At 57.0% G+C, this 24,162-nt stretch carries 20 protein-coding genes; 10 read left to right on the top strand and 10 right to left on the bottom strand.

Annotation, left to right across the window (positions count from 1 at the left end):
• Window positions 1-237: 237 nt before the first annotated feature.
• Together BSR28_RS05835 and BSR28_RS05830 are read left to right on the top strand one after the other, a co-directional pair.
• The gene (locus BSR28_RS05835) at window positions 238-1,929 is read left to right on the top strand and encodes a cation:proton antiporter (RefSeq protein ID WP_073713609.1); all 1,692 of its coding nucleotides are present in this window, start codon (window positions 238-240) and stop codon (window positions 1,927-1,929) included.
• Window positions 1,926-2,393: a GNAT family N-acetyltransferase gene (locus BSR28_RS05830; RefSeq protein ID WP_073709311.1), complete on the top strand. Its 468-nt coding sequence runs from the start codon at window positions 1,926-1,928 to the stop codon at window positions 2,391-2,393. Before BSR28_RS05835 ends, BSR28_RS05830 begins: the two co-directional genes overlap by 4 nt.
• A gap of 101 nt (window positions 2,394-2,494) precedes the next feature.
• Here BSR28_RS05830 and BSR28_RS05825 read toward each other — a convergent pair whose 3' ends face one another.
• A complete protein-coding gene (locus BSR28_RS05825; RefSeq protein WP_073709312.1) occupies window positions 2,495-3,283 on the bottom strand; it encodes a hypothetical protein in 789 nt (262 codons plus the stop codon).
• Between the two features lie 202 nt (window positions 3,284-3,485).
• On the bottom strand, window positions 3,486-4,277 hold the full coding sequence (locus BSR28_RS05820; RefSeq protein ID WP_083563125.1) for a demethylmenaquinone methyltransferase: 792 nt from the start codon (window positions 4,275-4,277) through the stop codon (window positions 3,486-3,488).
• Between the two features lie 53 nt (window positions 4,278-4,330).
• Here BSR28_RS05820 and BSR28_RS05815 point away from each other — a divergent pair, with 53 nt between their 5' ends.
• Window positions 4,331-5,644: an isochorismate synthase gene (locus tag BSR28_RS05815; RefSeq protein WP_073713608.1), complete on the top strand. Its 1,314-nt coding sequence runs from the start codon at window positions 4,331-4,333 to the stop codon at window positions 5,642-5,644.
• Between the two features lie 105 nt (window positions 5,645-5,749).
• Here the strand turns inward: BSR28_RS05815 and BSR28_RS05810 are convergent, their stop codons facing one another.
• From BSR28_RS05810 to BSR28_RS05790, 5 genes are all read right to left on the bottom strand, one after another.
• Window positions 5,750-7,300, bottom strand: a complete 1,551-nt coding sequence (locus BSR28_RS05810; RefSeq protein ID WP_073713607.1) for a S1C family serine protease — start codon at window positions 7,298-7,300, stop codon at window positions 5,750-5,752.
• Window positions 7,301-7,409: 109 nt separating this feature from the next.
• The gene (locus BSR28_RS05805) at window positions 7,410-9,281 is read right to left on the bottom strand and encodes a thiamine pyrophosphate-binding protein (protein WP_073713606.1); all 1,872 of its coding nucleotides are present in this window, start codon (window positions 9,279-9,281) and stop codon (window positions 7,410-7,412) included.
• Window positions 9,282-9,398: 117 nt separating this feature from the next.
• Window positions 9,399-10,568, bottom strand: coding sequence for an o-succinylbenzoate synthase (locus BSR28_RS05800; protein WP_073713605.1), 1,170 nt, complete (start codon window positions 10,566-10,568; stop codon window positions 9,399-9,401).
• 102 nt (window positions 10,569-10,670) lie between these two features.
• Complete coding sequence (locus tag BSR28_RS09030) at window positions 10,671-13,973, bottom strand: VaFE repeat-containing surface-anchored protein (protein ID WP_083563123.1); 3,303 nt, start codon at window positions 13,971-13,973, stop codon at window positions 10,671-10,673.
• A 168-nt stretch (window positions 13,974-14,141) separates the two neighbouring features.
• Window positions 14,142-15,137 (bottom strand): DUF2797 domain-containing protein, encoded by a 996-nt coding sequence (locus tag BSR28_RS05790; protein WP_073713604.1) that lies wholly within the window; start codon window positions 15,135-15,137, stop codon window positions 14,142-14,144.
• A 55-nt stretch (window positions 15,138-15,192) separates the two neighbouring features.
• Between BSR28_RS05790 and BSR28_RS05785 the strand changes: the two genes are divergently transcribed.
• The 4 genes from BSR28_RS05785 (at window position 15,193) to BSR28_RS05770 (ending at window position 19,262) form a co-directional block, all read left to right on the top strand.
• Window positions 15,193-16,176: a 1,4-dihydroxy-2-naphthoyl-CoA synthase gene (locus tag BSR28_RS05785; RefSeq protein WP_073713603.1), complete on the top strand. Its 984-nt coding sequence runs from the start codon at window positions 15,193-15,195 to the stop codon at window positions 16,174-16,176.
• Window positions 16,177-16,191: 15 nt separating this feature from the next.
• Window positions 16,192-17,628, top strand: a complete 1,437-nt coding sequence (locus BSR28_RS05780) for an AMP-binding protein (RefSeq protein ID WP_143237599.1) — start codon at window positions 16,192-16,194, stop codon at window positions 17,626-17,628.
• 63 nt (window positions 17,629-17,691) lie between these two features.
• Entirely contained in the window at window positions 17,692-18,618 is a 927-nt protein-coding gene (locus tag BSR28_RS05775) for a 1,4-dihydroxy-2-naphthoate polyprenyltransferase (RefSeq protein WP_073713601.1), read from the top strand.
• A gap of 92 nt (window positions 18,619-18,710) precedes the next feature.
• On the top strand, window positions 18,711-19,262 hold the full coding sequence (locus tag BSR28_RS05770; protein WP_073713600.1) for a hypothetical protein: 552 nt from the start codon (window positions 18,711-18,713) through the stop codon (window positions 19,260-19,262).
• A gap of 14 nt (window positions 19,263-19,276) precedes the next feature.
• On the opposite strand, the gene BSR28_RS05765 is transcribed toward BSR28_RS05770, so the two are convergent.
• Window positions 19,277-19,948: a histidine phosphatase family protein gene (locus BSR28_RS05765; RefSeq protein ID WP_073713599.1), complete on the bottom strand. Its 672-nt coding sequence runs from the start codon at window positions 19,946-19,948 to the stop codon at window positions 19,277-19,279.
• Window positions 19,949-20,067: 119 nt separating this feature from the next.
• Here BSR28_RS05765 and BSR28_RS05760 point away from each other — a divergent pair, with 119 nt between their 5' ends.
• Together BSR28_RS05760 and BSR28_RS05755 are read left to right on the top strand one after the other, a co-directional pair.
• Window positions 20,068-20,907 carry an HAD family hydrolase gene (locus BSR28_RS05760; RefSeq protein WP_073713598.1) on the top strand — a complete coding sequence of 280 codons (840 nt, stop codon included), beginning with the start codon at window positions 20,068-20,070 and terminating at the stop codon, window positions 20,905-20,907.
• A 171-nt stretch (window positions 20,908-21,078) separates the two neighbouring features.
• Complete coding sequence (locus BSR28_RS05755) at window positions 21,079-21,786, top strand: VIT1/CCC1 transporter family protein (protein WP_073709324.1); 708 nt, start codon at window positions 21,079-21,081, stop codon at window positions 21,784-21,786.
• Window positions 21,787-21,910: 124 nt separating this feature from the next.
• Here BSR28_RS05755 and BSR28_RS05750 read toward each other — a convergent pair whose 3' ends face one another.
• Window positions 21,911-22,009 carry a 30S ribosomal protein bS22 gene (locus BSR28_RS05750; protein WP_003792170.1) on the bottom strand — a complete coding sequence of 33 codons (99 nt, stop codon included), beginning with the start codon at window positions 22,007-22,009 and terminating at the stop codon, window positions 21,911-21,913.
• A 76-nt stretch (window positions 22,010-22,085) separates the two neighbouring features.
• The gene (locus tag BSR28_RS05745; protein WP_073709325.1) at window positions 22,086-22,304 is read right to left on the bottom strand and encodes a helix-turn-helix domain-containing protein; all 219 of its coding nucleotides are present in this window, start codon (window positions 22,302-22,304) and stop codon (window positions 22,086-22,088) included.
• A 253-nt stretch (window positions 22,305-22,557) separates the two neighbouring features.
• On the opposite strand from BSR28_RS05745, the gene BSR28_RS05740 reads away from it, so the two are divergent.
• Window positions 22,558-24,117: a TrkH family potassium uptake protein gene (locus BSR28_RS05740; protein WP_083563121.1), complete on the top strand. Its 1,560-nt coding sequence runs from the start codon at window positions 22,558-22,560 to the stop codon at window positions 24,115-24,117.
• Window positions 24,118-24,162: the final 45 nt, after the last annotated feature.

Below are 24,162 nucleotides of genomic sequence, written 5' to 3'. Positions count from 1 at the left end.
GGCTTATCGGAAGCACACCCAAACTTGAGCCTGACACACTCAATATTAACCTTGAGTCTGTTCTTGTCAAGTTTTATTTTCCCAAACTTGCGTCTACTAGACTCAACTTTATTTAGCTTGTGTTTATTCCACCTTCTTTTTAAAAGATCAGTAAAATGGGTCACAGTTGTGCGTGGATATCCGCAATTCGGTCCCCGCACTAGAGTTTTCTTCATAGAAACTGGGAGAATAACCCCCATGCATTCGTCTGTTTTCATTTCCCTACTAGCCATCGTGGCAGTAGCAACCATCGCACCAATCTTCTCTTTCCTGGTGCCAAAGCGGCTACTTCCCGAATCGGTGGTCCTAGTAGCTGGCGGCGTCATCATTGGCCCCGCCGTCCTAGACATTGCCCACATGGGTAACGAAATCGAGCTACTGCGCGAACTGGGACTAGGCTTCCTGTTCCTGCTGGCCGGTTTCGAGGTTGACGTTCACGGCCTCAAGGGCAGGTCCGGCAAACTAGCCGCGGGCGCCTGGGGCGTTTCCGCGATCGCCGCCTTCGTCGTTACCGCTTTCATGCCGGGAATCAGCCCCTTCTCTGGGGAAGGCATTGCTTTCTCACTGGCCATGACCGCCACCGCCCTTGGTACTTTGATCCCCATCTTGCGTGACCGTGACATGCTGGAAACCAAGGTGGGTAAGTCAATCATCAACCACGGCACAATTGGCGAACTATTCCCCATTTTGGCCATGGCTATCCTGCTGGGTGTTCGCGGTACCTTGCTAAACGCCCTGCTGGTCCTGGCCTTCCTAGTTATTGCCATTGTGATTGGCACGATTCCCCTCCGGGTCCAGGCCGCCGGCCAGAAACTAGTGAAGATTATTCACTTTGGTGCCGAATCAACCGCCCAGACCACCGTGCGTTTGACGGTACTACTGCTGGTGGCGCTGATTACGGTTGCCTCCCTGTTCCAGTTGGACGTGGTGCTGGGTGCCTTCGCCGCGGGCTTCATCGTCCGCCAGGCCCTACCCCAGGGCCGTCGTGAACTAGAAGAAAAACTGGACGGTATTGGTTATGGCTTCTTCATCCCGGTCTTCTTCATTACTACCGGCATGGAGCTAGAACTAGACGGCATTAAGAACAATCCGATTGCCGCCGTCATCTTTGTGGGCCTGCTAATGCTGGTTCGTGGTACCCCGGTGTTTATGGCCGCCTTCCTGGAGATGGATTCGAAGTTCTTCACTCGCTTCCGTCAGGCCCTGCGGATTGCGACCTACAGTTCCACTTCCCTACCGATGATCGTCGCGGTTACCTCCGTGGCGGTCTCTTCGGGCGTGATGGAAGCCGGAACCGCCTCTACCCTGGTGGTGGCCGGCGCGGCCTCGGTCCTGATTATGCCCATGCTGGGTGCGCTGATGGAAAATAAGAAGGACAGCGAAAAGGACGACTCCACTAAGGTGCGCTCGGCCCAGCAGAAGGCGCACGAAGCGCGCGAGGCCGTAGAATCCACCCGCAAACTGGTGAAGGAAGCTGCCTTGGCTCAGCTAGAGGCCTCTGAGGTAGATCCGGATTCGCTGGATGAAGAGACCCGTGAGACCGCCTTGAAGCAGCGTGAAGAGTTGGCCCAGATGATGGCCCGCGCTCAGGCTGCGACCGAAGCGCTGGCGGATCGCGCTCACGAGATGTTCCCCGACAGCGATTGGGAAACCATTGCGCACCGCGTCCACGAGGACCGCCAGGTCGTGCTACACCACCTTGAGGATCAGCTCAAGAATGAGCTGGCTAATGATAAGGCTGCTCAGGAAGCTGCTCGCGAAGCGATCCGGGCAGAGCTTAAACCGCACGCTTTACCTGACCATTTGTTGCCACACGGGCATCATTCCCACCGCCACCGCAAAGACGCTGGTAGCGTAGAGGACAGTTCTAAAGAAAGGAAAGAATCGTGACTATTGAACTAATCGACCAGTGCAGTGAAGAGGTTTTCGAAGCTGTCAATCACCTAATCGGTCAGCTCTCCACTAGCGCCAAGCCGCTAGAGTACGAAGCCACCGAAGCACTAATCGACCAGCCGAACGTGCACCTATTCGTGTACCGCGCAGAGACCGAGGAAGAGGCCGCCCCCGAGGTGGACACTACCCTTCCGGCCCCCATTCAGGGCATGCTTTCCCTAGTGGTCTTTGAGATCCCCACCGGCACCCGCGCATGGATTGAGGATGTCGTCGTGGAAGAAAGCGCCCGTGGCACTGGCGCTGGCCGCGCCCTAGTTGAAGCTGCCGTCGCTTACGCCCAGGAACTGGGTGCAAAGAGCGTAGACCTAACCTCACGCCCCTCGCGCGAGGCCGCTAACCGCCTCTACCAGCGTTGCGGCTTCCAGGCCCGCGAAACCAACGTATACCGCTACCAGGGCTGAAACAAGTAGCTCGAATAGCAAAAAGTTCCGGCGTCCATTCCCCAACTGGGGCGGACGCCGGAACTTTTTATCAGCTCTGTTTGAGAACTTTAGCTAGTCTCTTAGAACTTCAGCTTGGTGCGTTTGGTGGCGGTCACGATGTAGACCACTACGGCACAGAAGACCAGTAGGGCAACTAGACCGACGAAGACGGCTCCACCAGAGACGAACAGGTCGCCAATGCAGATGAAGAATAGTGCCCACATGCCAGCAAAGTAGAAGGACAGGCGTTCACCAACGAAGCGGCCGCCTAGGATCAATAGGGCACCTAGAACAAGAAGTAGTAGGGTGCCGAATAGGTGACGGACGAACCAGTTCCAGCTGTAGTTGGTTAGCGGACGAGCTAGATCAGCAACTAGTAGGTAAACGGTCCAACCACCTAGTAGACCGAAGGTTAGGTTGGTGACTAGGGTTAGTAGCGAACCGGGGCCGGTGCCCTTGAAGTTTAGGGGGCTGGCCGGTAGGGCGCGTAGTAGCACTAGGACCACGACTGCCTGGACTAGCAGGATTAGGTAAGCCAACCAGTTTAGGTACAGGGTGGAGAATAGTTCATAGAGGCCAAACAGGAAGATTGCACAGGCGGGGAATAGCCAGAACTTGCGCTGGAAGTCAATCGTGTTGGCGCTGGGGAACCACTGCCAGATTGTGAAGGCCAGTGCACCTAGGGCGATGGGCAGCATTAACCAGGTACCTACGGCGGTGGCGCCTAGTAGGTGCTCCTGGGTGACAACTACCTCAACCTTGGGCGGTTGGACCAATGAAAAACGGCTAATGAACAGAAGAACTAGACCGATACCAGCGATAACGGTGGTAATGATCTGGCGACTGCGGTCTTTACTGGTTAGGTGCATGCGATCCTCCTACGGGTTTTCAGCAATCAGGCAGTACCTATTGTGACACTGCTAACCATATCCCGCTAAGTAAACCCTGCCAACTTTTAGGACTTTCGCCTTATTAGCGAAATCTGCCCAACTTTGGACCCTGTGGAGAGGCCCAGAAGCAGGGTGGAGAAAAGTCGAAAAGCGGTCGCGCGCCCTCGGGAAAAATAAAGGCTCAGGCGCCCTTTACCGCGCGGTGTAGGGCCACGATCCCGCCGGTGAGGTTACGGTATTCGACATCTTCCCAGCCGGTTTCCATCAGCATGTGGGCCAGGCCGTCCTGGTCGGGCCACTGCAGGATCGAGTCCGCCAGGTAGCTGTAGGCTTCCCCGTTTTCCTGCACGGTCCTAGAGATGACCTGCAGCATGGTCTTGAGGTAGGCGTCGTAGGCGGCGCGGAAGGGAGAGAAGACAGGGCGTGAGAACTCGCAGATGACCAGCTTCCCGCCGGGGCGCACGACACGCAGCATCTCAGACATGGCTTTCTTCGTATCAGCCACATTGCGCAGGCCAAAGGAAATGGTGACCGCGTCGAAACTATTGTCCTCGAAAGGTAGGTCCATGGCGTCACCCCAGACGAAGTTCAGGTCGGGGTGTAGTTCGCGGCCGCGAGCCAGCATGCCTTCAGAAAAGTCGCAGGCGGTGACGTCCGCACCCCAGGCCGCGAGGTGCTTTGAAGAAGTACCGGTACCGGCGGCTAGGTCTAGGATCTGGTCTCCGGGCTGGGGGTAGACGGCTTGGCGGACGGCGCGACGCCAGACTCGGTCCCAGCCGAACGTCATCAGGTCGTTGGTCAGGTCGTAGCGTTCGGCAATGGAGTCAAACATGGAGGCCACCCGTTCGGGGGTCTTGTCGACGTGCTCCGCTAGGGTTTCGGCAGCTTCTGCTAGGACTTGGTCCTGGGTTTCCGGGTTTTCTACCTGGGTTGCTTGCTGCTTAGCTTTAGTGGAGCTTGCCTTTTTAGTCATGTTGGGCTCTTTCAAGATTCATCAATTTTGGTAATCACATAGAATTATCGTTGATGAACGCACAATCCGCAGTTAGTAGTGGCACTTGGCACCTTCTGGCCCTTGATTTGCCCCCTGAAGTTTATGGCGCCCCCGCACACCCGAAGGGGATGGCGCAGCCTTGGGGGCGTTGGGCGCTATCCCTGATCCCGGCGGATTCTCAGGTGCCTGTGCGGGCCTGGATTGGCCGCGGACCCTCGGTAGTTTCTTGGGGGCCGACGATTGAGTTTACGGGAACCTTAGAGGCGGCCTCGGCCGACTATCGTGCGTGGGCGGCCGCTTTGGACGTTGACGAGGGCGTGCGTCCTTTTATTCGCGCTCTGGGCGCCTTCAATTATTCAGATTTGTCGGGCAAGCTGGAAGTGCCCACCTTGGCACTTTGGGGCCAGCCCTACTTGGAGACCTACCTGCTTTGGCATGATTCTAGGGCGGACGAGGCCGCCGCCTTAATTTCCGCCGCTAAGTCGGCTGGGCCGGTCCCCCACCTTGCCGGCCCGCAGGCACAGTGGCAGCAGGCGGGTGCCTCCCTGCCGGGGACTGAGTGGCAGCAGCAGGTCGCGCAGGCGATTTCCGCCATGCAGGCTGGGCAGGCGCAGAAGGTGGTGCTTTCGCGTGACGTTTTTTGGCAGGCGGATCGGCCCGTGCCGGTGGAGCAGGTTTTAGCTGCCCTGGTTGGTCATGATGATCATGAGGGGCAGGATGCTTCGGCTTGGGCTTTTGCTGTGGGTGACCTAGTGGGGGCTAGTCCGGAGATTTTGGCTCAGGTTCATGAGGGGCGTTTCTTTGCCCGGATTTTGGCGGGTACCCGGCCGGCTGGTCGGGGCGAGGAGCTCTGGCAGGACCCGAAGGAGCTGGCTGAGCATGAGGCGGCTCGCGCTTCGGTGATTAGGCGTTTGGAGTCGGCGGGGATTTCTGAGATTTTGGCTCCCCCGGCTAGATTGTTGAAGCTGCCGCAGGTGGAGCATTTGCAGAGTGAGGTTTCTGGCCATTGCGAAGGTCGGGATGTGGCCCAGTTGGCGGCTCATTTCCATCCGACGGCCGCGATTTGTGGTCAGCCGACGGTGGCCGCGGCGGCTTTGATTGAGCAGTTGGAGGGCATGGATCGGGGTGCTTTTGCGGGCCCGGTGGGCTGGATGGATCCGGCTGGTGATGGCCAGTTCAATATCGCTTTGCGTTGTGCGCAGGTGCCGGAGTCGTCTTTGCGGAGCCCGCAGAAGTGGCGCCTGTTGGCAGGCGCGGGGATTATGCCTTCTTCGGTTCCGGCTAATGAGTTTAGTGAGACGGGTACCAAGATGGGGACGATGCGCTCTGCCTTGGGGATCGATTAGCCGAAATGTTTTGGGCAAGCTTTAGCCCCAACCGGAAAAACAGGAGACAAAAAACCGGTCGGGGCTGGAGCTTGCTTTTCAGCCTTTGCAGGGGCGTAGCTTGGTTTAGCTATTTACCGCATCTGCAGAGATTAGTGGCCCGGTGATTTCTAGTTTCTTCTTATCACGGTAGACCTCTAGGGTGACTTGTTCACCGGGGGTATAGCGACGGACGTAGCCGATTAGGGATTGGGCGTCGTTTACGGGCATCCCGTCGATTCCTACGATCAGGTCGCCTGCTTTCAGCCCGGCTTTGCCCATCTTGGAGTTTTCGTCGATGTTTCCGACTAATGCTCCGGTTCGCAGGGTGCCGTCGATTTCGACTGAGCCACCACCCTTGATGCCGATACCTAGTAGGGCGTGTTCAAAGTGACCGTCCTTGATGATCGCGTTGGCGACCTTCTTTACTAGGTCAGAGGGGATGGCGAATCCTAGTCCGATTGATCCGGCTTGGCCTTGAGCGTTGGCGGTTAGGGAGATGATCGAGGAGTTGATTCCGATTACTCTGCCCTGTGCGTCGAATAGGGGGCCACCGGAGTTACCGGGGTTGATGGAGGCGTCGATTTGGATGGCGTTGGTGAAGACTCGACTGCCACCTTCGGGGTTTTCCCGGTCGCGTTCGGCAACTACTGTGGGTCGGTTTAGGGCCGAGATAATGCCGGTGGTCATGGTGGACTGCAGTTCTAGCGGGGCACCGATGGCCGCGACGGGCTGCCCGACCTTCAGGTCGTTGGAGTTGCCAAACTGGGCGTGGGTTAGACCCTTGGGGACCTGATCTAGTTTGATCACGGCCAGGTCGGTTTCTTTATCGGTTCCCACGATGCTGGCTTTTAGTACGCGGCCGTCCGCTAGTTTGACCTGCATGCGCCCATCGGTGTTATTGACCATATCCGCGATGACGTGGTAGTTGGTGACGATGTGTCCTTCGGGGTCAATGATGACACCGGAACCGGTTCCGCCGGAGTTCCCGGCGCGGACCTGGATGAGCACTACGGTCGGTCCGACGGCTTCGTTGACTGCCTGCCAGTTGGCGGCATTGCCCTTTGCGTTTACGACGGGGGCTACTTGGGTTTCGCGGTTGTCTTGTTGGGCGGCCACGGAGCGGCTTCCCCAGGGGCTTAGGTAGCCGCCGGCTTGTAGGCCACCGACGGTGATGCCGGATCCTAGTACGCCGGCCAGTAGGGTGCAGACAGCTAGTGAGACCCAACCGGGACGGCGCTTTTCTTTATTGCGACGACGAGGGGGTTCAGAAAGTATCTGGACTTGCTGGGGGTAGAACACGGGTTCGCTTCCCCGCACCGGCTGCGGCTGAGGTTGGGGCTGTGCCTGGGTTTGAGCTGGGCTCTGTGCTGCTCCCTGTGTTTGGGATGGCACCTGCGCTTGGCCCTGTGCCTGAGGTTGAGGCTGACCCGATACCGGCATTGCCGACTGTACCTGGGGCTGTGCCTGGGCTTGCGTCTGAGCTTGAGTCTGGGGGTAGGCCGGAGCGGGTGCGGCAGGCGAGTAGTTTTGGTCTTGGTTGACGACTTGCTGGTAGCTGGGAAGTTCTTGAGTTGCCCCAATTCCTTCATTCACTGGCTGCTGAGGACCCATTCCCTGAGGGTTTTGCTGATCCACGTGTTCCTCCTTATTCGGCTTAAATAAGCCAAAAACTCTAAAAGCGTTATCTATTTGTTATCTATTGTTACACAATCGTTATCATTCGTCTAGAGTTGATCTTGTCTGCCTAGTCACAGGGGAAAGGAACCCGAATATGAACGACCTCTACCCCTGTTTTATTGGCTTCTTTTAGCCAGCCATAATCGTCTTTTTCAGGGGCTAAATACCTAGCTCCAACGGCCTTTGCGAAGGACTGATAATCAAATTTCTGCCCCACCCGGAAACAACGCTCGAAGAGTTCCTTCGGGGCTTGGGCATGTTCTAGCCCCGCAAAGATCGCGCCACCTTCATCATCTACCAGCACCAACTGCAGGGAACTCTCATCCTGCCCACCCCCAAGGGTAGGAATCAGCGACATGGCATCATGCAAGAAGGTCAAATCCCCTAGGATCACCCGGACCGGCTGGCCGGTATGGGCAGCAATTCCCTTTGCGGTAGCAATAGTGCCATCAATCCCAGCTAATCCCCGGTTCGCGAAGACCACGGGAGGTAGTTCCCCCTCGATTTCCGGCAGAGCCCCAGCTACCCGGTCAAAGACCCGGATCAGGGTGGAGGCGCCAACAACTAAGATGCTGCCGTCTTTAGCGGCCTGCTGCCAGATTCGGGCACATAGTTCTTCCCGCGGATCCTTCCCGAGTTCTGGGGTGGCCGCAGTCAGCCAAGCTTGGCACCACTTCCCTACTTCAGCGCTGCTTGCCGAAGCATCACCGGGATTTGAAGCCTCGTTAAATAACGCTTCAGCAGCTTTCAGACCGGCTCCTTCGGCCTGGAAGGCCCGGGATTGATCTAGCAGATCAGTAGCGGTAACAACATCAGATCCAGCCGCAGCCGCATCAGGCCAGGTGGCGTAATCAGCGGCGACCACTACCTTCGCCGCGCTACTCAAAAGCCTGGTCACGGGACGACTCAAAGTTGGGTGGCCGAAGACGACCACCTGCTTGACTTGCTTAGCCAGTTCGCTTGCTTCCCGCAGTCCCAGTGCCCGCTGATAATCCACCGGGGCACAAAGGGTATTACCGAAGGCGCCCGACAGGTTCCAGTTTCGGGCCCGCGAGGACGGCTCCGCCAGTAGCGGCCAGTGGTTTTGGGCCGCGAAATGCGAAGCTTCAGGACCCGCAGAATCCCCGGCCACAACTACCGTGCGCACCTGTTTAAAGTCGACGGGGAACCCGGGATCAAAGGTCGGGGTAGACAGGGATTGCGGCCTACGTTCCGCCCACTGTCCCGGTAGTGGCCGCAGGGGCGCGGCCTCAAAAACCGGCATGGGGAACTGGGGCGTCAAGGGCACGTCAAAACAAAGATTGAGGTGGGCCGGCCCGGGCTGATTTGACAGCAATCCAAGGGCGGCACTGCAGGCCCGCCTTACCAGGGAGGGCACTTGGGCGGGTGGGTAACTGGCTGGGACGTCAAAATCCCAAACTGGCGCAGCCCCAAAAATCCCCACCTGCTTGGTGGTTTGGTTGGCCCCGGTCCCCCGCAGGTGGTGAGGACGATCAGCGCTCAGTACCAATAGTGGGGTGGCAGATTCGGCCGCCTCTAGGACTGCCGGGTGCAGGTTGGCTACTGCCGTCCCGGAAGTGACCGCAATCGCGACCGGTCCGGCGGTCGGGACTTCTTGTGCGGCCCTCGACGAAGGTGGAGCATCTAAGGTAGCCGAGGAAGCCAGGAAATCTTCTTGGTCTTCCTCGCGCACCCCGAAGGCTTGGGAGGCCCGCGCTAAACCGAGGGCGTAAAAACCTGCCGAGCGTTCATCAGCGCACGGGTGGACGCGCAGGAGGCCCGCAGCCTCGGCCGCGGCGGCAACATAACTGATGGGTGCGTTTCGTGAGCCGGGCGCTAAAACTAAATCCCGGACCCCACTGGACAATAGTGAGGTAATCAGGGCGTGTGCCACCTGTATTGACGGAGGTTGCTGGGACCAGGGCTGGGCTTCACTCATGGGCACTAGTCTAGCAATCAGGCTATTAAACGAGCGGTTCGCAATACCTTTTGGGGACGGCCAAGATTGTGAATTTTAAACTTGCGAACGTTGCTAGGTTGGCAGAGGCTAAAGCGCCTACTCTGCTAGGTATGTAAGCATCTGGGTGAGGCGTTGTTCCCAGCGCTGACGCAGATCCAAGGCTGGCGCCAAAACCGCATCAGTCATCAGGCCCTCACCCGCTGCCGGGCCCTGTCCCTCTCCTAGGCCCACTACCGGAACGCCATCAAAAGTCGGACGGGCCTGGTCCACCGGCAGAGCACAGTTTTGAACCACTATGGGAGCGGCGGCAGGTTCACCCGCGAACAGGGTGGAAGTTCCCAGCCCGCACGGGCCATCTAGCTGCTCCAAACTGGCAGCCAGTCGCATGCCCGCCCAGATTCCCAGCGCACTATCTAGGGCCGAAGAAATCACTACCGGCAGACCGGCCTGCTCAATTATTTCGGCAGCTCGACGAATCCCACCCAAGGGCTGATATTTAAGGACGAGGACGTCCGCGGCCTCAGCCCGGGCCACCGCCAGGGGGTCGGTCGCACGCCGGACGGATTCATCTGCCGCGATCCGAATATCCAGTTTTCGGCGCAAGACCGCTAGGTCTGCCACCTGGGCGCAGGGTTGTTCCGCATAGTCCAAACCCGCCGCGGCCCGGTCCAGTTCAGGCAGGGTTTTTAGGGCGGTTTCTAGATCCCAAGCAGCATTCGCATCGACCCGGATATTAGCGCCCGGGCCTAAGGCTTCACGGACCGCCGCCAAGCGTTCACAATCCTGCCCTAGGGTGCTGGCCGGGTCGGCAACTTTTACCTTCGCGCAGGTAGCCCCGGGCCTAGCTTTAATCAGTTCCTGAGCTCGATCAGGAGTGACAACCGGGATGGTTACGTTTAGCGGTACCGCATCAATCCGCGCTGCCGGGACTCCGGTTTTGAAAGGGCTACCGTTTTTGCTCCCGTTTGTTTTCCCGACCGTGCCCCAACCCGTCACCCCGGCTAGTTCAAGCGCAGAACGCAGCCAAGTCGAAGATTCTTCCGGCCCGTAATCCCAAAACGGGCTACATTCGCCCCAGCCGTCGGGCCCCTTAAGGCAAAGCCCCTCACGGACCGTAATGCGACGAAACTTAATCCGCATCGGGGTCTGCCAGGCCAGCACCCTGATAATGCCAAGGTCAGCCAGAGCGCCGGGAACCGGGATTTCCACCCGGGTTACCTTTTCAGTATGCTTCGGGACGTCATTGGGCTTTGGTTCGTTTGGCATATTTTTCTTAGAGTTATTGGTAGCGGGCAAATAAAGATGGTGGTCAGAACGAGTCTGACCACCATCTTACCTAGCGTTGGACACTATGTGTTCGTGTTCCTTTTAGGAGCGGCGACGGGATGCGGTTACCAGTCCGACGCCACCAGCTAGGAGTATTAGGGCTCCGCCTAGCAGGATCAGTGAATCTGAACCGGTGCTTGCTAGACCATCTTTGGGCTCCTGAACACTAGTGTTTTGGTTCGGAGCGGTATCACCCGGGTTCTGAGGAGCGCTTGGTTTAGCCGGGTGAGCCGGAGTATTCGGCTTCTTTGGCTTTTCTGGGCCCTTAGGAGTTTCAGCAGTTGCTTCATTTCCCGGGGCTTCCGGCGTTACCGGCTTGGCAGGCTTTTCTGGGCTGGCCGGCTTAGCAGGAGACTCCGGAGTCTTAGGTGTTTCTGGCGTTACCGGTTTTTCCGGATTGATAGGTTGTGAAGGCTTGGTGGGCTGCTTTGGCAAAACATCCTCAGGACCTTCCGGGGTGACCGGCTTAGCAGGCTTAGCGGGCTTTTCCGGGGTGGCCGGCTTAGCAGGATTCTCAGGAGTCTTTGACGTTACTGGAGCTACCGGTTTTTCCGGATTGATAGGTCTTGAAGGCTTAGTGGGTTGCTTAGGCGAAACATTTTCAGGACCTTCCGGGGTAGCCGGCTTAGCAGGCTTAGCGGGCTTTTCCGGGGTGGCCGGCTTAGCAGGATTCTCCACAACCACCACGGTCTGGGAGGGATCCTTCGGATCTTTATGTTCTCCATCCTTGCGGGAAGGATCGACAGTCTTACCACCCGCGTCAGTCACCGCGGTTACGGTTTCGAAGACCACGTATGATGCCCCGGGTTCAAGACCTTGGACCTTTCCGAAATCAAGCTTAAACTCTCCTTGAACAGCAGTGGCTTTGTAAACACTCTGAGCCTTAGCGACTGCTTTTCCAGCCGCTTTGCCATCCTGAACCTTCAATAGCTCACCAGAAACTTTGTAGTAAGTTTCCGGCTTTAGGTTCTGGTACGAAACGGTATCTACTACTTTTAGCCCATTTGCAACCTCGGAAGCTTCAACCTTTACTCCGTTTTCAGGCGAAGCGGAAGCGCCGTTAGCGACAACGGTAGTCTTAATGACTGGAACTGGAGCGTCCGGAACAGTAGGCACTTTTGGACGTTCATTTACAACAATGGTCTGGGAAGGAGCAGTGGGATCTTCATGTTTTCCACCTTTACGGGTAGGATCTTCCTTCTTTCCTTCTTGATCGGTGACCGGGATAACCTTTTCGAAAACTACGTAGATCTTCCCCGCTTGAAGTTCAAGGGCGCCGAAGTAAATCGCGAAGGTGCCATTGTTTTCTTCAGCAGTTTTAACCTCGGTTACGGACTTTAGGGCGTCTCCGACAGTCGCCCCATTCTTTACCTCGTAGAAGCTTCCTTCTACCCGGTATTTGGTGCCCTTAACAAGATTCTGGTAAGCGATAATATCCGTTACCTGAGCGGTGCCTTCTTCTGAGCGAAGAGGGGCATCTTCAGTAGCGGCAGCATCGTAGGCAGATACGGTGGTCTTGATAATGGGGGTTGGAGCCTCGGGCTCAACCGGAGCTTCAGGAACTTCGGGCTTCTCGGTGATGACGACGGTCTGAGAATTATCCTTCGGGTCCTTGTGTACTCCACCCTTACGGGACGGGTCTACAGTCTTACCAGCCTCGTCAGTCACCGGGGTAACGGTTTCAAAAACCACGTATGACGCCCCCGGCTCAAGACCTTGAACCTTTCCGAAATCAAGCTTGAAGGTTCCGTTTTCAGCAGTTGCTTTCTGAATTACGTTCTGAGTAGCAACCGCTTCACCAACGGTCTTACCTTCTTGAACCTTAAACAGTTCACCAGAAACTTTGTAGTAAGTTTCCGGCTTTAGATTCTGGTAAGAAACCGTATCAACCACGTCCACACCAGCAATGGCGACTTCAGCAGAAACCTGGGCAGCGGCCTCGGCAGAAGCCGAAGTACCATTAGCAGCAACGGTGGTCTTAATAACCGGCGCAAGAGTTTCGGGGACAACCGGGACCTCCGGAGTAAACGGCTTTTCCGCAGAGGGAACAGTGGGTTTGTCAGGAGTCGGTTTTTCCGGCACTAACGGCGCATCTTCCTTAGAGAAGGTTAATGACTGTGCAGCAACACTTGTTCCAGTATCCGTAGCCAGAACATTCTGCCCTAGAGTAATGATGGATTGTGTCTGAGAGCCCCCTTCAACAGGATGCATGATAACTGATCCACTACCGGTGGTCTCACCACTGAGCTTTTGTTTTACAGTGAAAGGCTCAAGACCATCTGAGTCAATTTCCGAACTAGGAATGATCACCCTTACGGAAGCCTCGTCGCCCTTTTCAACATACTGATCCATGATGCCGTCAACCGACCGGGCCCCTTTGAGCACGTCAACAGAGTATGCCGGATTACCCGCGTTAGCTTTTGAAAACTTGTAGGTAACTACGCCTTCCCCAGCATCATTAACGATTCCCTTGGCATCAGTAATATCAAGGCTTAAGGAATCGCCAGCATTAGAGAAACTACCGCCAACCGATACTGCAGGAAGCTTAAATAAATCCTCGTAAAGCTTGTAAACATCTTGCAGTTCTTCATAGGTTAGCTTGGGGTTAGCTTTTGAGTAATCAATATCGAACCAACGATATTTACCTTCAAAAGGACCGCCTGGCAGTGTCGGACCGACACCGCTAGAAGGAGTACCCTGAATAGCCGTACCGTTAGTGTTGTAGACAGTTTGAAGGATCAGATTGTTTCCGGGTTTATACTCAACGCTTCGCATTTTGAAATCTGGATCAGAGATACTCCAAATTGCGTATTGAGCCGCCCACACGATCGCCTCAGGAGTCAAATGGACCCCAAAACGCTGATTGACTCTTTGCGCATCGATGCCAGAAGAATCAGCATTCTTAACAGCTTGGACAATAGCTAAATATCTACCAACATTTGGATCTTTTTTCTGATAGTTGGCTAAACTCGAGCTTTCGAAAGAAACGCCTTGATAGGTCGGAATTGTGGGTTCAATGCAGAAGCCATATCCTTCCCGCCCATCAGAAGTACGGTATCCCTTTAGATGGGTTAGTCCCACCTTCGAAGCAGTTTGTTCATCCCACGCCGAGTAAACCTGACCGGCTAAAATTTCCGTTTCCAAAATCCTAGGGTTTGTGGCCACGATACTCAGATTTTCATCTAAACCACCCGAACCACTATTGGATTCACTGGTAGCTTCGCCAATCTTTACCTGATATTCGGTCTCAGCTGCATTAGCGCTCGCCGCACCAATTCCGGCAATCCCAGCAACGCCCACTGCCAAAGCAGAGAGCGCAGCAAAAATCCTGCTGTTTGATTTCATTCTTTGCCTTTCAAAAAACAATTGCAGAGAAAACCTATCGGTTTTCAAAAACGTTTTCTAGGCAAATGAAAACCATTATCCATTAAAAAATGGTACTTCTTGCAAAAAAAGTGAAAAAGTAGACAGAATTTGACACTATTTTTGGTGGCCGAAACCCAAATGAAGGTGTTAAAGAACGTCCAATTCCACTTCGATCGCCTTCAAAGCCCCGAAATCAGCGGCCGAAACCGGACCCTCAGCGGGCACCGACGCACCCGCATCAGCGGAAGCGCCCGCACCGCCGGGGGTTAAGAAACCAGTCGTACCCACCAACTGTTGTAGGTGCCAAGGCCCGCCCTGCTTCTTTAAGTCCACGCGACCCTGCGGAACCTGCGGGTTCGCCAGGAAACCTTCCTGCAGGTAGTCCAGCGCGACCTCGTTCTGCCAAGGGCTACCCAGGAAACTACCCGGGCCATCCGCCTCGTCCCCGCGCAAACCAAGCGGGTCCAAAACCTGAAGGGCCTGCCGAGCCGCATCCACACAAACGTCCTCAAGTTCTTCCACCTCGAGGGCCGTCCCCGCCACATAAGAGGCAGCCTTCCGGGACGAACGCACCTGCTGGGTCAGGGCACAACCGCCACTAACCGCATCTTCCGCCTGGCGAACCGCCCAACCATCGGGGTACTCGCCCAGACGCTGCGCCATCACCGCACCCTGCTCAACCCAACGATTCATGCCCCGCAGGGAACGGGAAGTCCCCACCTTGCTAGTCCCGTCCGCAAAAGTGGCCACATACAAGAAGTGCGGCACATCCAGATACTTCACCAGCGCCTCACTGGCGCGCTCCCGCGGAGTCCGGTGGATCAACATGGACTGATCCGCGCGACGGCAAGGGAAACACTGCGTGCTCTTGTCGATTACTCGGGCCGTCCGGCAGGGCACGTACAGAAAAGTCCCATCGGGCTGCAGGCGCGAATGCCCCACGCAACGACGCTGCCCCGTAGGCTTCACCTGTAGTTGCTGCCCCGGGTGCACATCCAGGTAACGGGCCGTCTTTGAGGTTTCCGGCAGCGGATTCGCCGGATCCTCAACGGCCGGCAGGGGCTGCCCGTCCTGGTCAAGCAGACGGAAACGCAGCACCATCTGACCGTTATTGGCATAAGTTTTCAACAGGTAAGCAAGCATGCACAACAGGTTACCTGCCCACCCGGAAAGTCGCCCAGATTGTTACACTTGACCCATGAGTGCACTACCCTTCGTTTCAGATACTTTCGACCCGGCCCGCTGGCGTGAAATCCCCGAATTTAGCGACCTAAAAGAGGTAACTTACCACCGGGGGATCTCTCGTGGACCGGAACTTGACGGGGCCCCGGAAGGTGCCGACCTGCCGGTAGTGCGCATCGCCATTGACCGGCCCGAGATCCGCAACGCCTTCCGTCCCGCCACCGTCGATGAGCTCTACCGCACCCTGGATCACGCCCGCATGAGCGGTGACGTTGCCGCCGTACTACTGACCGGGAACGGCCCCAGCCCCAAAGATGGCGGCTACGGTTTTTGTTCCGGCGGGGATCAGCGTATCCGCGGTAAAGACGGTTACCGTTACGAGGACGCCGACGCGGACCCCACCGCCGACCTAGATACGCGTCGTCGCCAGGTAGATGCGGCCCGCGCGGGTCGCCTACACATTCTGGAAGTCCAGCGCCTGATTCGCACCATGCCCAAGGTGGTTATCGCGTGCGTTAACGGTTGGGCCGCCGGGGGCGGGCACTCCCTGAACGTGGTCTGCGACCTGTCCGTCGCCTCCCTAGAGCACGCGCGTTTTATGCAGACTGACGCGAATGTGGGTTCTTTCGATGCCGGTTACGGTTCGGCCCTGCTGGCCCGCCAGTGTGGGGATAAGCGGGCCCGGGAGATCTTCTTCCTAGCGGAAGAATATTCCGCCCAGGATGCCGCCAACTGGGGTGTGGTCAACCGCGCCGTACCGCACGCCGAGCTAGAAAATACGGCCCTTGCCTGGGCGCGCACCATTGCCACCAAGTCCCCGCAGGCCATCCGTATGCTCAAGTTTGCTTTCAACCTGGCAGATGATGGCCTAGCGGGCCAGCAGGTCTTTGCCGGGGAAGCGACCCGCATGGCCTACATGACCGAGGAAGCCCAAGAGGGCCGCGATGCTTTCCTTGAGCGTCGCCAGCCGGACTGGTCCGACTACCCCTACTACTTCTAAAACCTAGGCCCCATTTTGACCAGTAATACTCCCGCACCTGACGCGCAGCCCCCGAAGAAGCCACACCCGGGGCAGCAGCCGCCTGCCGTGGAACTACTTGAGCGTCAGCCACTGCTGACCCTGTGGGGGCGGAAAGTGTGGGCCCTGCCCGCTACCTTCCATGCGGATGAACTGCTGGACCTGGCGGATTTTATTCGCACCTACTGGACCGGCCCCGAAGCTATCGACGGGTACCCGGTCCTCCTTCCCATTGCCGCTGACGAGGACGCGGAAACAGTCCTCACACAGGTGGGCATGCGCGCGCTGGAGTTTCATCCCGACGGTCCCCCGGCTCACTGGGATCACGCCGCCCTGCTGACGCGCACTTCTGGTTCTACCGCGCAGGACGGAAAGATCGTCTGCCTAAGTCGGGAAGCGCTACGCGCCTCCATCCAGGGAACCTGGAATTTCCTAGCACAATCACGGGATGACTCAACGCCGGTAAACCAGGTGGAAACCCACTGGGTCCTACCCCTATCCCCCGCCCACATTGCGGGCCTACTAGTACTGGCCCGCGCCACGCTGGCAGAAGAAATGGGCTGGGGCGAATCCCACCTGTGGGCCATTTGCGAGGGCGAGTTCACCCAGTCCTTCATTAACACCACCAATGACCTGACCCCCGGCCCAGCCTTCACCTCCCTAGTACCCACGCAGCTAAAACGCCTCCTGGACACGGAAGAGGGCACCAAGGCCGCACAACGCTACGAGATGATCCTGCTGGGTGGTGCGCCGGCTACCTCGGAACTGCTGGAAAAGGCAGCCAACCTGGGGGTCAAGGTGACCACCACCTATGGGGCTTCTGAAACTGCGGGCGGCTGCTTCTATAACGGTCACCCCATCCCCACTGAGCCGGCCACCCTAGCCAGCCTGGACCCCAATACGGGACGCATTGCCATTACCGGGCCCACGCTCTTTTGCGGCTACCTGACGGTAGAAGACGACCTCTACGAGGACGAGCACGGCCGCACCTGGTGGCTCACCAGCGACCTGGGAGAAGCCGGGCCACCCCTGAAAGTCACGGGACGCTACGACTACCTGATCAACACGGGCGGACTCAAGATTGACCCGGCCCTGGTCGAAAAGGCCCTGACCTCCCACCCGGAGATTCAAGACGCGCTGGTCTGCCCGGTCGCGGACGAAGAATGGGGGCAGATGGTGTGCGCACTGATCGTGCCCGAGCTGGAAGAACTTCCTGAGGGCATGGAAAGTACGGCCTATTCGGCTAAGACGTGGGCGGCCTCGGAAGAAGAAATCGAGAGCCTCAATGAGCACGTCCGGCAGCTGGTGGACGCACCCGCGGTCCCCAAGCACTACCTGTGGGCCGGTTCGATCCCGCTGAAAGGGATTGGGAAACCGGACCGTAATCGGGCAAGTCAGTACTTGGCCCAGAGCTATCAAAACCGCCAGCACTAGCCGCGCGGGCGTAAACTATTCCCGCTAATAGTCAAAGCTGCGAAATCGATCCGAAAGGACACCATGAAACGGAAGGTCACCTTCAATGACTGGCTCGAGGGCGCGCGCCTGCGTACCCTTCCCGCCGCCGTTGCTCCCGTATTCCTTGGCACCTGTGCCGCCTACACGCTAGGTTCCGGGAGCCTCCTGCGGGCCTTCCTAGCCGCCCTAGTGGCGCTGGGCTTACAGGTGGGCGTGAACTTCGCGAATGACTACTCGGATGGGATCCGCGGCACTGACGATCAACGCGTCGGGCCGCTACGCCTGACTGCCTCTGGGCTGGTGCCCGCCAAGACCGTCCTAAGGGTAGCCCTGGGGTGCTTCGGTTTTGCCGGACTCATGGGCCTGATCCTGCTGGCCCTGAGTGGCGACTGGTGGTTGCTGATCTTCGGAATTTTGGCCGTGATTGCCGCCTGGTTCTACACGGGCGGAAAGAAACCCTACGGGTACCTGGGTTTTGGCGAAGTCATGGTGATCCTGTGCTTCGGTTTCTTAGCCACGCAGGGTACTTTGTGGACGCAGGCTCATGCGGCTCCGTGGTGGACCTGGTTGATTGCCGCCGGGGTGGGCCTACTAAGCGCCGACCTACTAATGATCAACAATATCCGCGATATTCCTACCGACCGGGTAGCCGGAAAGAAAACCCTGGCTGTGCGTTTGGGCGAATCTAAGGCCCGGAAGGCTTACGCACAGATTTTGGTGGCCGCTTGGGTGCTTGGTTTGATTGCGGTTTTGGCTTCTGGACCTAGCACGGCGGCTTGGTATTCCTGGAACTGGTGGGGTGCATTGCTGTTCCTGCCCTCAGTGCTAGGGGTGCCTTTGCTTTCGCTGCCGGTAGTGCGCGGGAAGGCGCAGGGGCGAAAGTTGATCGTTACCCTGCGTAATACTGGTCTTTACACGCTGTTGTATTCACTGTTGCTGGGGATTGGGCTGCTGCTCAGTGCGCTCTAAGGTGAGAGGGTCACGCTTACCTGCAGTTAAGTTAGGCTTCTGCGGTAGAGTGGATTTTTGAACCAGTTAGTGGCTAAGGAGTTTTCTGAAAAATGCCTAGGGTAATCCTGATTGTCGGTCTAGTAGTGCTAGCGCTCTATGCGCTGATTGAGTGCGCAATGACTGATTCAGAAAAGATGCCAGCTAAGCTGCCGAAGCCCATGTGGATCATGATCATCCTGCTGACCGCCACGATCGCTTTGGGACCGCTGGCATGGATTGTGCTGCTGCGCATTGAACGTCATAAAGAGGGCGAAAAAAGCCCCACTCCCCTAGATTTAGCGCGCGAAATCGGGATTCAAAAACCGGCCGTGGAAGAAAGCCACCAGCCTCTAGGTCCAGATGATGACCCGGAATACCTGGCCCGGATTGAACGCGAACTAATGCGTCAAAAACTCCAAGAGCAGCGCGATCAGCAGAAAGCGGCCGAACGTCGCCAACGTGCCAGTGAACAGTCCAAAACTGAAGACTCCGACGCTGACGCTCAGGGCCCAGAATCGCAGGATTCAAATACCCCTAACCCGCAGGCGGAACCTGAAAGCGACCGACCAGCGGATTCTGAAACTGACTCGCAGTCGAATGCCGATACTGACTCGGATAACTGATTCGAAAGCCTAAACTAGCCTTTATTTACGGCAGCCTTAGAAGCACCCGGTGTCATATCGGTAGCCTGCGCCATCAGGGACGCACTAGGCTCCGCATACTCAACCCCCACTAGGGTGTGCTCATCAAAATGCAGGGTCGTCACGGAAGCCAAGGCACACTCGCGCTTACGTGGGTCGTGAACTAGGGGACGTCCCTCGGCAAAAGAACGCAGTAACCAAATCGGTAACTGGTGCGATACCAGCAGTGCCTGCCGGCCCCAAGCCTCGTCAATGACATCAGAGACTGCCGCACGCATCCGGTCAACCTGGGCGGTGAAAGGCTCTCCCCAAGAAGGGCGTAGCGGGTTTAGCAGGTACTTCCAGTTTCCGTTCCGCCACAGGACCGAACGGTCTCGGTGCAAAGACTGGCCCTCGAAGACGTTCGCCGCTTCGATTAGTCGCGGATCGGACTGCACTTCCAGCCCGTAAGCCTTAGCTGTCGGGAGGGCGGTCTGCTGGGCTCGAAGTAGGGGTGAGGCTTTTACGACCGCAATATCGGAACCATGTTCAGTAAAGAAGTCAGCGCCCTTTTGGGCCATCTGGAAACCCAGTTGGCTCAATGAGAATCCGGGTAATCGGGCGTAGAGTACGCCTTCAGGATTGTGGACCTCGCCGTGGCGCATTACGTGAACAATGGTGTGAGTCATGGGTTTAGTGTCTCAGATGCGCGCCCGGTCGTGCTACCGCTTAGGTTTCTTTGGTTGATTGGTTTCGTTTAGGGCGTTGAACCTAGATTCTGTACTTTTTGGGCGTTAATCTAGATCACATGAACAACAAGCCTTCTAAGTCGCAGATCAAGCGGATTTTTAAACGCGCAACTGTGACCCCCGCACCGGGTAAGAAGGCCGCCGCATTTTTCGATATCGACCAGACGCTGATCAAGGGTGCCTCAGCTTTCCAAGTAGCTAAAGCCCTCTATAAACGAAACTTCTTTGGCAAGCGCGATATTTTCTTTGCTGCCCGACACGCCCTGCTCTACCGCCTACTGGGTGAAGATAAGCGCAGCATTAACCGGGTAGTGCAGCGTGGCCTAGACGTAATGGCTGGGCACAGCGCCGAAGAGCTCGAAGAAATTGTTGATGAACTCTACGGCAAGATTTTCTCTCACCGGATTATCCCCGGAACCCGCGCAATCCTTGACCGCCACCTAGAGCTAGGGCATGAGGTTTGGCTGATTTCGGCCACCCCCACCCAGGTTTCTGAAACCATTGCCCGCAAGATGGGGGCTACCGGTTCACTGGGTACCAGAGTTAAAACCGATGGTCATAACCGCTTCCTACCGGAACTAGAATCTGGCATTATGCACCTGCGCGGTAAAGCCATGGCGGCAGTGTCACTGGCTTCTAGGCGCGACCTAGATTTGAAGTCTTCTTTTGCCTACGGGGATTCGATCAATGACTTACCCCTCTTAGAAACGGTGGGTAATCCCTGCGCAATTAATCCGGAGCCGCTGTTGCGCCTGGTGGCGATTGATAATGATTGGCCGATCGCTCAGTTCACGTCCCGTCGTTTTGATCTGAAGAAGTTGGTTCGGCGGATCCTGCAGACCACCGTGGGCACGCTACTGCTACGTTCTTTGCGTACCCACTTCACTCGCTGGCTCTGATCTGACCTTTTCGTGAGCGACCTCATCAGGTCTGTTCCGGGTATCTTTAGCTTTTCTTTCAGTTGTGCCTTATGGTTATCTGAACATCGATTTTTCGTTGAAATTTCAACGATTTTTACTTAGGTAGCCCTTAGCTAAGCAAGGCTAACCTGAAAGAAATTGGAGGTTCAAATGCCCACCCTTGAACACCTCAAGGAAGCCCACTCTTCCTCGCACGCCTCAAAACTGAACTGGCTACGTGCGGGCGTCCTAGGGGCCAATGACGGCATTGTTTCCGTAGCGGCCCTACTGCTGGCTATCATCGGCGCCCAAGCCAGCACCAGCACGATCATCACCGCCGGTATTGCCTCCCTAGTCGCCGGGGCCGTCTCAATGGCCCTAGGCGAATACGTGTCCGTCTCTGCCCAGCGGGACAGCGAAAAGTTCCTGATCGCCAAAGAAAAATGGGAACTTGAAGAACTACCCAAGGAAGAACACGAAGAGCTAAAACAGATCTTCATGTCCTACGGGATGAGTGAGGCCACCGCCGAACAGGCCGTTTCCGAGGTCGAATCCGGCAATCCCCTACCCGTCCACCTACGCCTAGAACTAGGTATTGACGGGGAAGAACTAACCAGCCCCTGGGCGGCAGCGGGATCCTCGGCCCTTTCCTTCACCCTCGGTGCGGCCCTACCGCTACTAGCAGCCGTACTAGCCCCCACCTCCGTTCAGGCAGTGGTGGTCGTAGCCGTCACCCTAGCGACGCTGGGCTTAACGGGCTGGATTTCCGCCAAACTATCCGAAACCGATCCGGGACGCGCAGTAGTCCGCCTCGTAATCGGTGGCGCGCTAGGTCTGGCCCTGACCTACGGGGCCGGCGTGCTCTTCGGTGGCATGTAATCCAAGAAGGAAAACTGATAAAGAAAAGCCAAAACCCCACCTCGTCGGACGGATATTTCCGTCACGGGGTGGGGTTCGCTTTAAGTAACCTAGTGGTTAACGGCGTTAAATAAACGCCTCAAACTCACTTCTTGTTACGACGCTGGTGGCGAGTTTTACGCAGCAACTTGCGGTGCTTCTTCTTCGCCATGCGCTTGCGACGCTTCTTAATTACGGAGCCCATTTGGCCCTCCTCATATTCTTAAAGTACGGAACACTCCCCCGCTCACGCGGGAAGCATTAGGACAGCGGAACCTATTTTACTCGCCAATTGCGTTCTGGCGCTCATCGGCCCAGTGATTACCACTCTGATCAAGCAGTTGATCAACCACCGTCTGCGGTACCCGGAAAGACCTACCAACCCGGATCGCAGGGAGCTCACCATCATGAATCATGCGGTAAACCGTCATTTTTGAGACGCGAAGTAAATCCGCGATCTCTGCAACGGTAGCCAATTTTGGCCGTGGTGGCTGTGACATATTGATCCCATCTCACGCTTGAAAGACAGCACACAAAAAGTGTGACAGTAGTGATTACAGGGGCAATCTTATACCAAAGTGACAAAAATAGACATAAAAACTCAGCACTATTTAAGCTACTCCCCCAAACAGCGACTAAGCTAGAATACTAGCGGCCCGAAAACCACTACCGGGATGGCCCCAAAAGCCAACCAGAAACGGTAGTAACCGGACCACGCAGGGACCCAGGACCAAAACGGAGGCAGGTGAACACATGGGCAACCCCAACCCGCGGACTAACCGCCGGCGTAGCCCACGTCGACCCAAGAATGCCCTCCAACAGACCCTAGGCACGGTGCGGACCCCCGCTTCGCACCCCCTGGCCTTCGAACCGAACCCGGAAATCGACCCCGAAAATACGGTCGTCTACCACACGGCCGAAACCTTCGTGCAACCCGGTCAGAAGGTCACCATGCGGGACCGACTCAAGTTCGCCCTAGACCGGGCGGCACGTTCCTCACCCGCGCGACTAGCCCTAGGAGTCTTTGCCCTCTTCATCCTGCTGATCACCAGCGCGCTGATGCTACCCATCTCCACGCGCTCCGGGGAAGTCCCCCGCTTCGTCGACGCGCTCTTCACGGCCACCTCTGCCGTGTGCGTTACCGGCCTGTCAGTCCAAGACACGATTACCTACTGGTCCGTCTTCGGGCAGGCCATGATCGCCCTCGGTATTGCCGTTGGCGGTCTAGGTATCATGACCCTGTCATCAATCCTGGCCCTGGCCGTCTCTAGGCGTATCGGTCTAGCCCAAAAGATGCTGGCCGCCTCGGAACGAAAAGCTGAATCCCTAGGTGACGTCGGCATGATGCTCCGGGCCGTTATTATCACCTCTGCCCTGTGTGAAGGGATCCTGTTCGCGGTCTTCTTCCCCCGCTTCCTCACCCTAGGTGAAGGCACCCTAGAAGCTGCTTGGCACGCCACCTTCATGTCTATCTCCACCTTCAACAATGCCGGCTTTGAAACCATCCACCAAGGCCTCGGACACTACGTTGAAGACTGGTGGATGCTCATGCCCATCGCCGTTGGCACCACCGTTGGCGCCCTAGGCTTCCCCGTAGTCCACGACGTCTGGGAAAACCTACGTCGCCCCTCCAAGTGGACCCTACACACCAAGCTCACGCTAACCACCTACGGTTCCCTAGCGGCCATCTCTGCCATCGTTATTCCCCTCAACGAATGGAATAACCCCCGCACCTTCGGTTCCCTAAGCTTCTCTGGGAAGATGGCCAACACCGTCCTCGGTGCCGTGAACACCCGCTCCACCGGACTGTCCGCCGTAGACATCTCCGGCATGAAACGTACCACCTGGCTAATGCAGGACATCTTCATGTTCATCGGTGGTGGCTCCGGATCAACCGCCGGCGGCCTCAAGGTCACCACCGTGGCCGTGCTGATCCTAGCGTTCATTGCCGAAGCCCGCGGTAACCGCGACATTGAAGCCTTCAAACGCCGCATCCCCACCGAAACCATTCGTGTGGCCGTGTCCATTGCGATTATCTCCACCATCACCGTCATCACCGCCGTGTGGATCCTCATGCAGATGACCGCCTACAGCCTGGACATGCTGCTCTTCGAATCAGTATCGGCCTTCGGTACCGTCGGCCTGTCCACCGGCATAGCCATGGACCCAGCCCTCGCGGACGGGCCCAAGTACGTCTTCACCGCCCTCATGTTCGCCGGCCGTACCGGCACCATGACCGTAGCCGCCGCCCTGGCCATGCGCCAGCACCTGCGACTCTTCCGTTACCCGCCCGAAAGCCCCGCCATTGGCTAGCCCCAAAACGCCAAAGCCAGCCGGGCACCAAAACCGGTAACGGAA

The sequence above is a fragment of the Boudabousia liubingyangii genome (genome assembly GCF_001907245.1).
GTDB classification, from domain to species: Bacteria; Actinomycetota; Actinomycetes; order Actinomycetales; family Actinomycetaceae; genus Boudabousia; species Boudabousia liubingyangii.
Note: the sequence above shows the minus strand (reverse complement) of the source record. Positions and strands in the feature narration are given on the sequence as shown.

Bases quoted from the DNA above. Each gene is read 5' to 3' on its own strand.
- BSR28_RS05835 (WP_073713609.1), top strand. From the start codon at position 238: ATGCATTCGTCTGTTTTCATTTCCCTACTAGCCATCGTGGCAGTAGCA.
- BSR28_RS05805 (WP_073713606.1), bottom strand. From the start codon at position 9,281: ATGAGTGAAGCCCAGCCCTGGTCCCAGCAACCTCCGTCAATACAGGTG.
- BSR28_RS05825 (WP_073709312.1), bottom strand. From the start codon at position 3,283: ATGCACCTAACCAGTAAAGACCGCAGTCGCCAGATCATTACCACCGTT.
- BSR28_RS05750 (WP_003792170.1), bottom strand. From the start codon at position 22,009: ATGGGCTCCGTAATTAAGAAGCGTCGCAAGCGCATGGCGAAGAAGAAG.
- BSR28_RS05755 (WP_073709324.1), top strand. From the start codon at position 21,079: ATGCCCACCCTTGAACACCTCAAGGAAGCCCACTCTTCCTCGCACGCC.
- BSR28_RS05820 (WP_083563125.1), bottom strand. From the start codon at position 4,277: ATGACTAAAAAGGCAAGCTCCACTAAAGCTAAGCAGCAAGCAACCCAG.
- BSR28_RS05775 (WP_073713601.1), top strand. From the start codon at position 17,692: ATGAAACGGAAGGTCACCTTCAATGACTGGCTCGAGGGCGCGCGCCTG.
- BSR28_RS09030 (WP_083563123.1), bottom strand. From the start codon at position 13,973: ATGAAATCAAACAGCAGGATTTTTGCTGCGCTCTCTGCTTTGGCAGTG.
- BSR28_RS05770 (WP_073713600.1), top strand. From the start codon at position 18,711: ATGCCTAGGGTAATCCTGATTGTCGGTCTAGTAGTGCTAGCGCTCTAT.
- BSR28_RS05785 (WP_073713603.1), top strand. From the start codon at position 15,193: ATGAGTGCACTACCCTTCGTTTCAGATACTTTCGACCCGGCCCGCTGG.
- BSR28_RS05765 (WP_073713599.1), bottom strand. From the start codon at position 19,948: ATGACTCACACCATTGTTCACGTAATGCGCCACGGCGAGGTCCACAAT.
- BSR28_RS05800 (WP_073713605.1), bottom strand. From the start codon at position 10,568: ATGCCAAACGAACCAAAGCCCAATGACGTCCCGAAGCATACTGAAAAG.
- BSR28_RS05760 (WP_073713598.1), top strand. From the start codon at position 20,068: ATGAACAACAAGCCTTCTAAGTCGCAGATCAAGCGGATTTTTAAACGC.
- BSR28_RS05740 (WP_083563121.1), top strand. From the start codon at position 22,558: ATGGGCAACCCCAACCCGCGGACTAACCGCCGGCGTAGCCCACGTCGA.
- BSR28_RS05745 (WP_073709325.1), bottom strand. From the start codon at position 22,304: ATGTCACAGCCACCACGGCCAAAATTGGCTACCGTTGCAGAGATCGCG.
- BSR28_RS05815 (WP_073713608.1), top strand. From the start codon at position 4,331: ATGAACGCACAATCCGCAGTTAGTAGTGGCACTTGGCACCTTCTGGCC.
- BSR28_RS05790 (WP_073713604.1), bottom strand. From the start codon at position 15,137: ATGCTTGCTTACCTGTTGAAAACTTATGCCAATAACGGTCAGATGGTG.